14 protein-coding genes are annotated in these 12,760 nt (G+C 63.8%); 6 read left to right on the top strand and 8 right to left on the bottom strand.

Translation table 11 applies throughout. The features are described from left to right. Window positions 1–9: 9 nt before the first annotated feature. From ACM6UT_RS03765 to ACM6UT_RS03750, 4 genes are all read left to right on the top strand, one after another. The gene (locus ACM6UT_RS03765; protein WP_416796039.1) at window positions 10–663 is read left to right on the top strand and encodes an HD domain-containing protein; all 654 of its coding nucleotides are present in this window, start codon (window positions 10–12) and stop codon (window positions 661–663) included. 10 nt (window positions 664–673) lie between these two features. Then, window positions 674–1,522: an MOSC domain-containing protein gene (locus ACM6UT_RS03760; RefSeq protein ID WP_416796038.1), complete on the top strand. Its 849-nt coding sequence runs from the start codon at window positions 674–676 to the stop codon at window positions 1,520–1,522. Between the two features lie 142 nt (window positions 1,523–1,664). Next, complete coding sequence (locus ACM6UT_RS03755; RefSeq protein ID WP_416796037.1) at window positions 1,665–2,885, top strand: MFS transporter; 1,221 nt, start codon at window positions 1,665–1,667, stop codon at window positions 2,883–2,885. A gap of 400 nt (window positions 2,886–3,285) precedes the next feature. Next, entirely contained in the window at window positions 3,286–3,540 is a 255-nt protein-coding gene (locus tag ACM6UT_RS03750) for a hypothetical protein (protein ID WP_416796292.1), read from the top strand. Here ACM6UT_RS03750 and recO read toward each other — a convergent pair. Next, entirely contained in the window at window positions 3,468–4,241 is a 774-nt protein-coding gene (recO, locus tag ACM6UT_RS03745; RefSeq protein ID WP_416796036.1) for a DNA repair protein RecO, read from the bottom strand. The genes ACM6UT_RS03750 and recO overlap by 73 nt on opposite strands. Window positions 4,242–4,397: 156 nt before the next feature. Between recO and ACM6UT_RS03740 the strand changes: the two genes are divergently transcribed. Beyond that, window positions 4,398–5,498 carry an AbrB family transcriptional regulator gene (locus ACM6UT_RS03740; protein WP_416796035.1) on the top strand — a complete coding sequence of 367 codons (1,101 nt, stop codon included), beginning with the start codon at window positions 4,398–4,400 and terminating at the stop codon, window positions 5,496–5,498. Between the two features lie 15 nt (window positions 5,499–5,513). On the opposite strand, the gene era is transcribed toward ACM6UT_RS03740, so the two are convergent. The 7 genes from era to rpoZ all read right to left on the bottom strand — a co-directional run bounded on the left by era (window position 5,514) and on the right by rpoZ (window position 11,801). Continuing rightward, window positions 5,514–6,461 (bottom strand): GTPase Era, encoded by a 948-nt coding sequence (gene era, locus ACM6UT_RS03735; RefSeq protein ID WP_416796034.1) that lies wholly within the window; start codon window positions 6,459–6,461, stop codon window positions 5,514–5,516. Between the two features lie 15 nt (window positions 6,462–6,476). After that, window positions 6,477–7,190: a ribonuclease III gene (rnc, locus tag ACM6UT_RS03730; RefSeq protein ID WP_416796033.1), complete on the bottom strand. Its 714-nt coding sequence runs from the start codon at window positions 7,188–7,190 to the stop codon at window positions 6,477–6,479. Beyond that, window positions 7,187–7,930, bottom strand: coding sequence for a signal peptidase I (gene lepB, locus ACM6UT_RS03725; RefSeq protein ID WP_416796032.1), 744 nt, complete (start codon window positions 7,928–7,930; stop codon window positions 7,187–7,189). The genes rnc and lepB overlap by 4 nt, the downstream gene beginning before the upstream one ends. A gap of 127 nt (window positions 7,931–8,057) precedes the next feature. Further along, window positions 8,058–8,462, bottom strand: a complete 405-nt coding sequence (gene acpS, locus ACM6UT_RS03720) for a holo-ACP synthase (protein ID WP_416796031.1) — start codon at window positions 8,460–8,462, stop codon at window positions 8,058–8,060. 274 nt (window positions 8,463–8,736) lie between these two features. Continuing rightward, window positions 8,737–8,889, bottom strand: coding sequence for a DUF3563 family protein (locus ACM6UT_RS03715; protein ID WP_416796030.1), 153 nt, complete (start codon window positions 8,887–8,889; stop codon window positions 8,737–8,739). A 197-nt stretch (window positions 8,890–9,086) separates the two neighbouring features. Then, window positions 9,087–11,306: a RelA/SpoT family protein gene (locus ACM6UT_RS03710; RefSeq protein ID WP_416796029.1), complete on the bottom strand. Its 2,220-nt coding sequence runs from the start codon at window positions 11,304–11,306 to the stop codon at window positions 9,087–9,089. A gap of 99 nt (window positions 11,307–11,405) precedes the next feature. Further along, window positions 11,406–11,801 carry a DNA-directed RNA polymerase subunit omega gene (gene rpoZ, locus ACM6UT_RS03705; protein ID WP_416796028.1) on the bottom strand — a complete coding sequence of 132 codons (396 nt, stop codon included), beginning with the start codon at window positions 11,799–11,801 and terminating at the stop codon, window positions 11,406–11,408. 297 nt (window positions 11,802–12,098) lie between these two features. Between rpoZ and ACM6UT_RS03700 the strand changes: the two genes are divergently transcribed. After that, a complete protein-coding gene (locus ACM6UT_RS03700; RefSeq protein WP_416796027.1) occupies window positions 12,099–12,683 on the top strand; it encodes a LabA-like NYN domain-containing protein in 585 nt (194 codons plus the stop codon). Window positions 12,684–12,760 lie beyond the last annotated feature (77 nt).

The raw sequence follows: 12,760 nt of genomic DNA, 5'->3' as shown, positions 1-12,760 counted from the left end.
GGACCTGCGATGACCGACAGCCTTAGCGAAACCGCCTTTGCCCCGCACGAGGCGCTTGCTCGCGATCTGCTCGCACACGCCGCCTCGGGCAATGACGGCTCGCACGATCTTGCGCATGTGCTGAGGGTGTTCCGCAACGCCATGCGGATCGCCAGCGACGAGGGAGGCGACACCCGCATTCTGGCCGCCTCGGTCCTCCTGCACGACTGCGTCGCGGTCGAGAAAAGCTCGCCACTGAGGTCCCAGGCCTCTCGGCTTGCAGCGGAAAAGGCAAGCGGCATCCTGGCGGGTCTTGGATGGGACAGCCTGGAGACCGCCGCCGTCGCCCACGCGATCGCCGCCCACAGTTTCTCGGCCAATATCCGGCCGGAGACCTTGGAGGCACGCATCCTGCAGGATGCCGACCGGCTTGATGCGATCGGCATGGTGGGCGCCGCGCGCTGCTTCTACACCGCCGGGCGCATGGGGTCGGCCCTCTATGATCCGGCCGATCCGCTCGCCGAGCATCGGGCCCTCGACGACCGCGCGTTCGCCATCGACCATTTCGCCGCCAAGCTGTTCAAGCTGTCCGACAATTTCCAGACCGAAGCGGGCCGCCTGATCGCCCGTGAGCGCCACGACCGACTGAAGACGGTCCTCGCGGAGTTCATCGACGAGATCTGAGACTTACGAAATGCAGGTTACCGAACTCAACATCTACCCCTTGAAGAGCGGACGCGGCATTGCCCTCCCCGCCGCCCGCGTCGATGCCCGCGGGCTTGGCGGCGACCGGCGCATGATGCTGACGGGACCGGACGGGCACTTCGTCACCCAGCGCGAACTGCCGGATCTCGCCCGCCTTACGGCGCTGCCCGCCTCTTCCCACCTCATGCTGCGCCTCGACGACGGACGCGAAATGATGGTGGCACCGCCGCATCCCGAGCACCGTATGGACGTCGCCGTGTGGAAGTCGATCGTCAGCGCCGCGGTGGCCGACGAGAGCGTCAACCTCCGGCTTTCGGAGTGGTTCGGACGGGAGTTGAAGCTCGTCTTCTTCGACGGCGAGGCACACCGCACCGCGAGCGCCGAATGGGCCGGCCCGGATACGCCAGTTTCGTTCGCCGACGGCTACCAGGTGCTCGTCACCACCACCGGATCCTTGAAGGCGCTCAATGCGGACATGGAGGCCCATGGAGAGGGCACCGTCGGCATGGAGCGTTTCCGCCCGAACATCGTCATTGACTGCGACGAGGCCTGGGCTGAAGACCGCTGGGCGGCCATCGAGATCGCCGGTGTGCGGCTCGATCTCGTAAAGCCGTGTTCACGCTGCATCATCACCACGCAGGACCAGTCGACCGGCTCCCGCAAGGGCGCCAGCCCGATGCCGGCGATGGGGCGCCTGCGCATGTCGGCCGACCGCCGCGTTCCCGGCCCGCTCTTCGGCTGGAACGCCGTGCCCCGCGGCGAAGGAAAAATCGCGATCGGTGATGCCGTGACCGTCGTCGATACGCGGGCCGAAGGCTGGGCGATCAAGCAGCGATGACCGCCGCCGCCCTCGACCCATCAACTCACCGCACCCCAACATTGACGGCCATCAATTCCCCTGATGATTCATTCAGGAAAACGCGCTTTTCGGTGATCCTGAGGCGCTCTATCGTCTGCGGCCGAAACAGGAGACGGAATCCATGACCACGACCACGCGAAACCCCATGCCCTGGCTGATTATCGTCAGCGGCTCGCTGATCGCGATGATGACCTTCGGGCCTCGCTCGGCCATGGGTTTCTTCCAGCTGCCGATGCTTTCCGACACCGGCTGGGACCGCTCGACCTTCGGGCTTGCGATGGCGATCCAGAACCTCGCCTGGGGTCTCGGTCAGCCGTTCTTCGGTGCGCTCGCCGACAAATACGGCACCGGGCGGGTGCTGACCCTTTCCGGCCTGCTCTATGCCGCCGGCCTCACCGTCATGGCCCATGCGTCCTCACCGGTCTGGCTGCATATCGGCGGCGGCCTGCTGGTCGGCCTTGCGGTCGCCGCGGGGTCGTTCGGCATCGTGCTTTCGGCCTTCGCCCGCAATGTCACGCCCGAGCAACGCTCCTTTGCCTTCGGTATCGGGACTGCCGCAGGATCGGCAGGCATGTTCCTGTTTGCACCGCTCAGCCAGGCGCTGATCTCGAACTTCGGCTGGTCGGACAGTCTCGTCTGGCTCGGCGCCCTGATGCTGATCGTGCCGCTGCTCGCCTACCCGCTGCGCGGCAACGCCAATTCCGGCACCCAGTCGAAGGCGCAGGCCCAGCAGACGGTCGCGGAAGCCCTGCGGGAAGCGTTCGGACACCGCAGCTACCTGCTGCTGACCAGCGGCTTCTTCGTCTGCGGCTTTCAGGTCGCCTTCATCACCGCCCACTTCCCGGCCTATCTCGGCGACATCGGCATCGACGCTCGCTATGCGGTGATTGCCATGGCGTTGATCGGCTTCTTCAACGTGATCGGCTCGCTCGCCTCCGGCTTCATCTCGCAGCGCTATTCGAAGCCGTATTTCCTCGCCTTCATCTATCTCGCCCGCTCGGTGGCGGTCACGGCTTTTCTGCTCCTGCCGCAGACGCCGCTCACGGTGATCGCCTTCGCGATCGTGATGGGGCTGCTGTGGCTCTCGACCGTGCCGCCGACCAATGCGCTCGTCGCCATCATGTTCGGCACCCGCCATCTCGGCCTGCTCGGCGGACTGGTGTTCCTCTCTCACCAGATCGGCTCCTTCCTCGGCGTGTGGATGGGCGGCTATCTCTACGACCGCATGGGCTCCTACGACACCGTCTGGTGGTTCGGCGTGGCACTCGGCGTATTTGCCGCAATCGTCCACTGGCCGATCGCCGAACGTCCTGTGGAGCGTGCGCTGCCGGCGGCGGCGTAAGGCTTCACGAGCGAACACATTTTTTAGCAATTGCGGCAAAGGCGATGATTTTTTGCCGCAATGCACTCACAATCGCAGTGTCACAAAATATTATTTTATTTTTCACCCGCTGAAGGTTGACGGAGAAGCACCTCGCGCCTACCTTGAGCCAGCTGGTTCGATTGCCGGACCAACAGTTTCAACCCGGGACGCCGATCAACGAGTCCCTGCCAAAAGGAGGTCAGCGAAATGCGTGTTGTATTCCTTCATGCCGCCCGTCCTTGGCATCAATCCCCCAATGGCGTGCGCACGGCCGGCAAATGCCGATCCGTGTGTCGAATGTGACGCCGAACAATCACTGAACTTCACAAGCTGAGTGCAACGATTGTCCGCGCGGGATGCGCGGGCGGGGATATTGATTATGGAAAAGAGAGTTATCGAATATGCCGGAGTCCCGGTCGGGATTTCCGTTCCCGACGGTGATCGGATCAAGTTCATCGCCGTCAAGTTTCCGGTCATCGAGCTGGATGGCGGCACCTACCGCAACATCGTCGAGCTGCAGCTCGCGATCCACGACCACATGAAGAAGAACGGCGGGGACGGTCAGGCGATGTTCGCGCACGCCGCCAATGCGCTCTCCGGCTCACCGGCGCGCAAGGCCTTCAATGCAGCCTGAAGAAAACCCTCGCGAGCCGCGCCGGGCGTGATGCCCCGCGGCTCGTAGACATGCCTGCCGAGAAAGAATCCCGTCAGGCGGAAAGCATCGGCCAGGCTTTCGGACGTCGCCGCACTCGACGCACCGGCGGAAAGAAAAGGCGGCAGGGTCAGCATCTTGTCGGCCCAGGGCTCTCCTGCCTCCCGGCAGACGGCGCGGCCCGACTTCGGAGAAACGTAGACGAGGTCTTCCCGCGTGCCGGTCGCCGCGCACTGGGCGAGATCGAGCCCGAAACCCAGATCGTTCAGCACTGCAAGCTCGAAGCGGACGAACAGTTCACCGGCCGCCTGCGCCTCGTGCAGGTGGTCGAGGATGATGTCGAGCATTCCGAAGAGATGCGGATGCGGATCACGCTCGGGAAGAAGCCGCAGAAGGGCCGCGAGCGCCTGCACCCCGTATACGGCGGTCGCCGTCTCCATCAGCCGGGCGGCCCGCAACGTCAGCGGCTCCACCCGGTATTCGCCGAGATGTTCGTCGAGGCGTGCGCGCCAGACGACGTCGAGCCGGTTTCCCGGCTGCAGCATCGGCTGCATGGTGCGGGAGCGTCCACCGCGCACGAGGCCGAGATGCCGGCCGTGCTCGCGGGTCATCATCTCGGCGATGATGCTCGTTTCGCCGTGGCGCCGGGCGCCCAGGAATATCGCTTCGTCGGTCCATTGCATGATTTCGTTCTACACCAGATCGACCGCCCGGCACAGGTCCGCCGGCAGGAGGAAAACGACCGGGCGGCGATTTCCTGCCACCCGCGCGATACATTTCGTCAGGAATCGGTATAGTAGCCGAAGCACGACGCCCTTCCCGATGCGAGCCTCCCCCGAATGTCATCTGACGACCGTCCGTCGACCGAACCCGCACTGGAACCCGGCCTGCTGACGCGGCTGCCGGCGGTGCTGCGCTGGGCGGTCCTCCTCCTGTTTTCCGTCGTGCTTGCCGCGATACTCGAAGAAATCGGCATTCCCGGCGCCCTGCTGCTCGGCCCCATGCTGGCGGCGATCGCCGTGGCGACCAATGGCGCGCGTCTCTCCGTGCCGCGCATGCCCTATTTCGCCGCCCATTCGATGATCGGCTGCGTGATCGCTCGTGCGCTGGACATGAAGATCGCGGAAACCTTCCTTCACGGCTGGCCGCTCTTCCTCTCGGTCGTGCTGGCGATCGTGCTCGCCAGCACGGTCACGGGCTACCTGATGGCCCGGAGCGGCATCCTGCCCGGCACGACCGCGATCTGGGGCACGTCTGCCGGCGCCGCCTCGGCAATGATGCTGATGGCGGAGGCCTACGGCGCGGATGCCCGCCTCGTCGCCTTCATGCAGTATCTCCGCGTGGTTTGTGTCGCCTCCGCCGCCTCGGTCATCGCGGCGCTTGCCTTCCATGCCACCGGCGGCGAGGCCCAGCCGATCGACTGGTTCCGTCCGGTCGACGTGTTCGCCCTTTTCGAAACGCTTGCCGTCGCCTTCGCGGCAAGCGCTGTCGGCGCCCTGCTCAAGCTTCCGGCCGGCACCATGCTGCTGCCGATGATCGCCACCGTCGCACTTTCGACGACGGGCCACCTGCAGATCGAGCTGCCGCCATGGCTGCTCGCCATTTCCTACGGCGTGCTCGGCTGGAAGATCGGCCTCGGCTTCACCCGGCGCATTCTACGCCATGCGACCAGTGCCCTGCCGCAGGTCATGCTCTCGATCGTCGTGCTGATCGCCTTTTGCGGCGCGCTCGCGGTCCTGCTCTGGGCGACGCTCGGCGTCGACCTGCTGACCGCCTATCTCGCGACCAGCCCCGGCGGGCTCGATTCGGTCGCGATCATCGCCGCCTCGACGCCGGTCGACGTCTCCTTCGTGATGGCCCTGCAGACCGCGCGTCTCTTCATCATCATCCTGATTGGGCCGCCGATCGCGAAGATGGTGGCGCGGCGGCTGAAGGCCTGACCGCGGTCCGGCCGCTCAGCCCTTCGGAAATTCGAGACCCATTTCGCGGTAGCGCTCGGGATCGTTGCCCCAGTTCTCGCGGACCTTGACGAACAGGAAGAGGTGCACCGGCTGCTCGAGGATTTCCGAGAGCTCCTTGCGCGAGGCGGTGGAGATCGCCTTGATCGCCTCGCCGGCCTTGCCGAGCACGATTTTCTTCTGGCTCTCGCGCTCGACGTAGATCACCTGCTCTATGCGCACCGAGCCGTCCTTGCGCTCTTCCCACTTCTCCGTCTCGACATGCGAGGCGTAGGGCAGTTCCTGGTGTAGCCGGAGGAAAAGCTTCTCGCGGGTGATCTCGGCGGCGAGCTGACGCATCGGCAGGTCCGAGATCTGGTCCTCCGGATAGTACCAGGGGCCTTCCGGCAGCGTCGTCGCCAGATAGTCCATGAGGTCCCCGCAGCCCGAACCCGTCGTCGCGGAAATCATGAAGGTGCGGTCGAACCTCACCGCCTCGTTGGCGGCGGCGGCAAGCTTCAGCAGCTGTTCCGGCTGCACGCGGTCGATCTTGTTGAGCACGAGGATCTTCGGTTGCGGAACCTCCTTCAGTGCTTCCAGGATCGCCTCGGCATCGCCGCGTAGCCCCCGTTCGCTGTCGATCAGGAGCAGGATCAGGTCGGCATCCTTGGCTCCACCCCAGGCAGACGTCACCATCGCCCGGTCGAGCTTGCGACGCGGCTTGAAGATGCCGGGCGTGTCCATGAACACGATCTGCGCGTTCTGGTGGATGGCGATGCCGCGCATCACTGCGCGCGTCGTCTGCACCTTGTGGCTGACGATCGACACCTTGGCGCCGACCAGGCGGTTGACGAGCGTCGACTTGCCGGCATTGGTCGGGCCGATCAGGGCGACGAAGCCCGAACGGGTCGGCTGATCGCCGGAATGCTCGCCGCCCACGGCGGCCATGTTGTCATTGTCGGTCATAGATATCCATCAGCCTCAAGGGGCGGTTTTCTGCCAGACGCCCTCGCGCTCCAGCATTTTCGTGGCGGCGACCTGCTCGGCCGCGCGCTTGGAACGTTCGGTTCCCGTTTCGGGGGCGATCCCCGGAATTTCGACGGTCACGGTAAAGCGCGGATCATGATCCGGTCCGCTGCGTTCCGCAACCTTGTAGACGGGCGTGACCGCGTGCTTTGCGTGCGCCCATTCCTGCAGCTCCGTCTTGGCGTCGCGCCGGGCGCCGTCGGCACGGGCGGCCCTCGCGCTCCAGTGCTTCAGCACGAAGGCGCGCGCGGCTTCGAGGCCGGCATCCAGATAGATCGCCGCAATCAGGCTTTCCACCACGTCGGCGCGGACGTTCAGCATGTTCTTGCCGGTCAGTTTCTTGACATCGGCACCGGTGCGGATGAAGCGGTGAAGCTGCAGCTCGTCGGCAATCGCCGCGCAGGTTTCGGCGCTGACGAGCTGATTGAAGCGGACGGAAAGCTCGCCTTCCGTCGCGCTCTTGAAGGAAGAAAACAGGAGCTCCGCAATGCAGAGGCCGAGCACACGGTCGCCGAGGAATTCCAGCCGCTCGTAATCACCGCCCCGGGCGAGCGTGGCGCTCGCATGGGTGAGCGCGCGATCGAGCCGCTGCTTGTCGGCGAAGGCGTAGCCGATCACGGCCTCCGCCTGCGCCCTGTCCTCCGCCGAGAGCCCCTTTGCCTTCTTCATTGAACGACCTTGAACAGCCGATCCCAGCGCATGTTGGCCGGCCACTTCCAGACTTCGCGGAACGACGTGTCGTTGCCGAGCGAGAAGAAGATCATCGACGCACGGCCGACGAGGTTCGCGGCGGGCACCATGCCTACGTCGAAGCGGCTGTCGAGCGAGTTGTCGCGGTTGTCGCCCATCATGAAATAATGGCCTTCCGGCACGATGAACTCGCGGGTGTTGTCTCCGCGCGAGGTCGGCGACTGGTCGAGCGTGTCATAGGTCACGCCGTTGTCGAGCGTCTCGCGGAAGACCGGCACGTCTGCGCCCGGGTCCTGGCGGTAGTCGGAGGTGAAAGTGCCGTCGGGCTGGCGCGGCACCGGCTGGCCGTTGACGTAGAGCACGTCGTCGATCACCTGGATGCGGTCGCCCGGAAGCCCGATCAGACGCTTGATGTAGTCGATGTCCGGGTTCGGCGGGAAGCGGAAGACCACGATGTCGCCGCGCTTTGGCTCGCTGGCGAAGATCCGGCCTTCGAAAAGATCGGGCGAGAAGGGCAGCGAATACTTCGAATAGCCGTAGGCGAACTTGTTGACGAAGATGTAGTCGCCGACGAGCAGCGTCGGCATCATCGAGCCGGACGGGATGGTGAAGGGCTGGAAGAGTACGGTACGAATGATCACCGCCAGCAGAAGAGCCTGGATGATGACCTTGATGTTTTCCCACAGCCCACTGGCTTTCTTTTCAGCTTGCTCGGTCACGCCGCTTGGTTCCTTCTTCGCGAAATTACGCCCTGTCTAGTCGCTTCGGCCCGCGGCGGCAACGGGAAAGCCCGTGAAATTCCGCCGCACCGCCGGCGCAACGGCCGGAATGAAGCCAGACGCTCCGTCACGGCGCAACCGGCCGCGCTTCGATGACCACGAAGGCCTGGGCATAGGGAAATTCGTCGGTCATGGTGAGATGGACCACGGGCTCGTGGCCCGCCGGCGTCATGGAGCGCAGGAGCTCCGCCGTCGCACCGGTCAGCACGAACGACGGCTTGCCATGCACGGAATTGACGACGCCGATATCCTTCCAGAAGACGCCTTGCGACATGCCGGTGCCGAGCGCCTTCGACAGCGCCTCCTTGGCAGCGAAACGCTTGGCGTAGGAGGCTGCGCGGTTCTTGCCGCCATCGGCACGCTCACGCTCGGCGTCGGTGAAGCAGCGCCCGGTAAAGCGCTCACCGAAGCGCGCAATCGAGCGTTCGACGCGCCGGATGTCGGCGAGGTCGCTGCCGATACCGATGATCATGAAGCCCCCTGCACTGCGTCGGACATCATCGCGGCCCCAGTTCGGATGACCGTGAGCGGCCCTGTTCCGCCGGCAGGGAAAGCGGCGAGACGGACAATATACCCGCGCCCGGCGGGGGCGCATGGAGATCCGGAGCTTTGCGGCGGCGACGAGACATGGGCCACATTTAGTGTATCTGCCCGTCGTCACACAAGGGTGGACCGGCTTCAATCACCGGATCGTCACCGTTTCTCGGCCGGCGCGCCGTTCAAGGGCGCGCGGGTCTTGCAGGCGATTACCGGCCGTTGCGGAACAGGCCGCGGTCGATTTGCCGCTGGCGGTATTCCAGATCGACGAGGTCGAGCGAGCCGTTCAGATAGGCTGCTTCGCGTTCGGCGATGCTCGGGACGTGCAGCGCGCGGGCCAGTCTACGAATGGGAGCAAACATTGTCTTCCCTCTCTTCTTTCATCATTTCCACTGGTCACGAATATAATGGTGCAGCGCACAAGACACCACGCATGGAAGCGGTGCCCAGCCATGCGAAAAGCGCATGACGACACGTCTTTCGCTACCGTTCTGCTTAATTGCGAGGCAGAATGCCCCTCCACTCAGGGCGAACCGGACTGCAGCAGCCCCGCGGCGCCTCAGTCGTAGACGCGCTTGACGGTCGAGATGCAGTCGAGGTCCTTCACTTGCGCGATCAGCTGGTTGAGCTGGCGCAGGTCCCAGACCTCGACGTCGATCGCCATTTCGGTGAAGTCGGTGGCGACGCTGGTCATCGTGAGGGTGCGGATGTTGACATCGAGGCCGGCCATGGTCTGCGAGACCTTGGCGAGCGCGCCCGGCTCGTTGATCGCATTGATCAGGATGCGGGCGATGAAGCGCGTCTTGTTGGCCTCGTCGAGGTCCCAGCGGACATCGATCCAGCGTTCGGGCTCCTCGTCGAAGCGTTGCAGCGCCGAGGCCTGGATCGGATAGATGGTGATGCCCTTGCCATCTTCCATGATGCCGACGATACGGTCGCCGGGTACGGCGCCCGCCGGCGAAAAATGCACCTGCGCGCTGCCGGAAAGCCCGCGGATCGGCAGCGGCTCCGGCCCCTCGCCGGCACCTTCCGCGAGCTTGCCCTTGTTCGGCAGGCGGAAGACCATGCTGTCGGCGCCGCTCATGTTGAACCAGCCCTCGTCGCTCGCCGGCTTCACCGTCACGCGCTCGTCCTGGTAATCGGGGAAGACCGCCCGCAACACGTCGATGGACGACATCTCGCCACGACCGACGGCGGCGATCGCGTCCTCGACGTCCTTGTGGCCGAGACGGTGCAGCACCGGCCGCAGCGCGTCGCGCGAGAAGATCTTGCCGGCGCGTTCGAAGGTGCGTTCGAGGATGCGGTGACCGAGGCCGGAATACTGCTTGCGGATCGCCATGCGGGTCGCGCGGCGGATCGCCGAACGGGCCTTGCCGGTGACGACGATCTGCTCCCAGGCGGCCGGCGGCACCTGCACGCCGGAGCGGATGATCTCCACCTCGTCGCCGTTGTTGAGGCGGGTAACGAGCGGCATGATCGAGCCGTTGATCTTCGCCCCGACCGTGGTGTCGCCGATATTGGTGTGGACCGCATAGGCGAAGTCGATCGGGGTCGCGCCGCGCGGCAGCGCGATCAGCTTGCCCTTCGGTGTGAAGCAGAAGACCTGATCCTGGAAAAGCTCGAGCTTGGTGTGTTCGAGGAACTCCTCCGGGTTGTCGCCTTCGGCCAGTGCCTCGATGGTGTGGCGGAGCCAGGAATACGCATTGCTCTCGCGCGACAGCAGTTCGCCGTCGCCGCCAGCCTCGCCGTCCTTGTAGAGCGCATGAGCGGCGATACCGTACTCGGCGATCTCATGCATCCGCTTGGTGCGGATCTGCAGCTCGATGCGCTGGCGCGACGGGCCGACGATGGTGGTGTGGATCGAGCGGTAGTCGTTCTGCTTCGGCGTCGAGATGTAGTCCTTGAAGCGGCCGGGAACCACGCGCCAGCGGGTGTGGACGATGCCGAGCGCACGGTAGCAGGACGGGATGTCGTCGACGATGATGCGGAAGCCGTAGACGTCGGAGAGCTGTTCGAAGGAGAGCGACTTCGACTGCATCTTGCGGAACACGGAATAGGGCTTTTTCTGCCGCCCCTTGACCGCCGCGTGGATCAGCCCGTTGGCGACGAGGAGATCGCGCAGCTCGTCCTCGATCTTCTTGATCAGCCCCTCGTTGCGGCGGGAAAGCTCCGCAAGGCGCTCGGTCACCGTCTCGTAGGCTTCGGGATTGATATAGCGGAAGGACAGGTCCTCCAGCTCCTCGCGCATGTCCTGCATGCCCATGCGGCCGGCGAGCGGCGCATAGATCTCCATCGTTTCTTCGGAGATGCGGGCGCGCTTCTCGGGCTTCATGTGCTCGAGCGTGCGCATGTTGTGCAGGCGGTCGGCGAGCTTGACGAGCAGCACGCGCACGTCGTCGGAAATCGCCAGCAGGAGCTTGCGGAGGTTTTCCGCCTGTTTGGCCTTCTTGGTGACGAGGTCGAGCTTCTTGAGTTTGGTCAGCCCCTCGACCAGCCGGCCGATGTCCTCGCCGAAGAGCTCGTCGATCTCGGCGCGGGTCGCCGTCGTGTCCTCGATCGTGTCATGCAGCAGGGCGACGGCGATCGTGGATTCGTCGAGACGCATCTCGGTGAGGATCGCGGCGACTTCGAGAGGATGGGAGATATAGGGGTCGCCGCTCGCACGGGTCTGCTTTCCGTGCTTCTGCATCGCATAGACGTAGGCTTTGTTCAGCAGCGCTTCATTGGCATCGGGCTTGTATTTCTGAACCCGCTCCACGAGCTCGTATTGCCGCATCATCCAAAGCCACTCCAACAAACGAAAAGCGCGCCAACCCGTGGGGTCGGCGCACACGAATACATTGTCGTCGGCACAGACTAGGCCGAGATTGCTTGACGATTAGTAATCGTCGCTCTTTTCCGGCGGAACGAGGCCTTCGATGCCGGCCAGAAGATCTTCTTCCGACATCTGGTCGAAGGTCACGGTTTCCGGCATCTCTTCCTCTTCCTCGCTGCGAACCGCGGCGGTGGCAAGAAGTGCGCTTGCATCCTGCTCCGGTTCATCGACTTCGACATGCTTCTGCAGCGAATGGATGAGGTCTTCCTTGAGGTCGCCCGGAGAAAGGGTCTCGTCAGCGATCTCGCGCAGGGCGACGACCGGATTCTTGTCATTGTCGCGATCGACGGTGATCTGCGAACCCTGCGAGATCTGCCGTGCACGATGGCTGGCGAGCAGAACGAGCTCGAAGCGGTTATCTACTTTGTCGATGCAATCTTCAACGGTGACACGGGCCATAGCCTGTCCTTTACGGTCATGATCTTTCGGGATTAACACGCCCGATACAATCAATGGGCGCCGAATTCAAGTTTTTCCTTGATCGCAGCGTGACATTGCACCGCAATCCATGCTGCAATCGACGTGGAAATTTTCACGCCTCAATCAAAACGTGCTTGGAATGTGGTCCGCCGTGGACTACATGATTCTTATATGAACAGTTCATAATTTTATGGAATCGTTCATACATCAAAGGCAACTTCCTGACTTTGCATAGTTTTTCCGCTGTGCTCGTTTAGATCCAAAGGGATATTGCGCATGTTTGATCCACGCGAAAAGCTCGCACTCTTCATCGACGGCGCGAATCTCTACGCGGCCTCCAAGAGTCTCGGCTTCGATATCGACTACCGCAAGCTGTTGAAGGCCTTCCAGAAGCGCGGCTACCTGCTGCGCGCCTACTATTATACGGCGTTGATCGAAGACCAGGAATATTCGTCGATCCGCCCGCTGATCGACTGGCTCGACTATAACGGTTACAAGGTCGTTACAAAGCCTGCGAAGGAGTTCACCGATTCCATGGGCCGCCGCAAGGTCAAGGGCAACATGGACATCGAGCTTGCCATCGACGCGATGGAGCAGGCGGAAACGGCCGATCATCTGGTGATCTTTTCCGGCGACGGCGATTTCACCACGCTGGTCGAGGCGCTGCAGCGAAAGGGCCGCAAGGTCTCCGTGGTATCCACCATGGCCACGCAGCCGCCGATGATCGCCGACGACCTGCGGCGGCAGTCCGACCATTTCATCGATCTCGTCAGCCTCAAGGCGGAGATCGGCCGCGATCCGAGCGAGCGCATGGCCCGTGCGCCGGTCGAACCGGACGCCGGCGAAGACATCGAGGAATAGAGGCTTCGGCTGCTCCGTCAGCCTCCCGAGCCCGGCACCGCGACGTGCCGGGAATTTTGGCGTTTGCACCTTTTTTG

The organism is Ciceribacter azotifigens (assembly GCF_048159625.1).
In the GTDB taxonomy this organism is placed as follows: Bacteria; Pseudomonadota; Alphaproteobacteria; order Rhizobiales; family Rhizobiaceae; genus Allorhizobium; species Allorhizobium azotifigens.
This window is presented reverse-complemented; position numbering and strand designations above follow the sequence as displayed.

What these genes read in the sequence shown, in the direction of transcription:
- ACM6UT_RS03765 (WP_416796039.1), top strand. Translation starts at nt 10, where the DNA reads ATGACCGACAGCCTTAGCGAAACCGCCTTTGCCCCGCACGAGGCGCTT.
- ACM6UT_RS03760 (WP_416796038.1), top strand. Translation starts at nt 674, where the DNA reads ATGCAGGTTACCGAACTCAACATCTACCCCTTGAAGAGCGGACGCGGC.
- ACM6UT_RS03755 (WP_416796037.1), top strand. Translation starts at nt 1,665, where the DNA reads ATGACCACGACCACGCGAAACCCCATGCCCTGGCTGATTATCGTCAGC.
- ACM6UT_RS03750 (WP_416796292.1), top strand. Translation starts at nt 3,286, where the DNA reads ATGGAAAAGAGAGTTATCGAATATGCCGGAGTCCCGGTCGGGATTTCC.
- recO (WP_416796036.1), bottom strand. Translation starts at nt 4,241, where the DNA reads ATGCAATGGACCGACGAAGCGATATTCCTGGGCGCCCGGCGCCACGGC.
- ACM6UT_RS03740 (WP_416796035.1), top strand. Translation starts at nt 4,398, where the DNA reads ATGTCATCTGACGACCGTCCGTCGACCGAACCCGCACTGGAACCCGGC.
- era (WP_416796034.1), bottom strand. Translation starts at nt 6,461, where the DNA reads ATGACCGACAATGACAACATGGCCGCCGTGGGCGGCGAGCATTCCGGC.
- rnc (WP_416796033.1), bottom strand. Translation starts at nt 7,190, where the DNA reads ATGAAGAAGGCAAAGGGGCTCTCGGCGGAGGACAGGGCGCAGGCGGAG.
- acpS (WP_416796031.1), bottom strand. Translation starts at nt 8,462, where the DNA reads ATGATCATCGGTATCGGCAGCGACCTCGCCGACATCCGGCGCGTCGAA.
- ACM6UT_RS03715 (WP_416796030.1), bottom strand. Translation starts at nt 8,889, where the DNA reads ATGTTTGCTCCCATTCGTAGACTGGCCCGCGCGCTGCACGTCCCGAGC.
- ACM6UT_RS03710 (WP_416796029.1), bottom strand. Translation starts at nt 11,306, where the DNA reads ATGATGCGGCAATACGAGCTCGTGGAGCGGGTTCAGAAATACAAGCCC.
- rpoZ (WP_416796028.1), bottom strand. Translation starts at nt 11,801, where the DNA reads ATGGCCCGTGTCACCGTTGAAGATTGCATCGACAAAGTAGATAACCGC.
- ACM6UT_RS03700 (WP_416796027.1), top strand. Translation starts at nt 12,099, where the DNA reads ATGTTTGATCCACGCGAAAAGCTCGCACTCTTCATCGACGGCGCGAAT.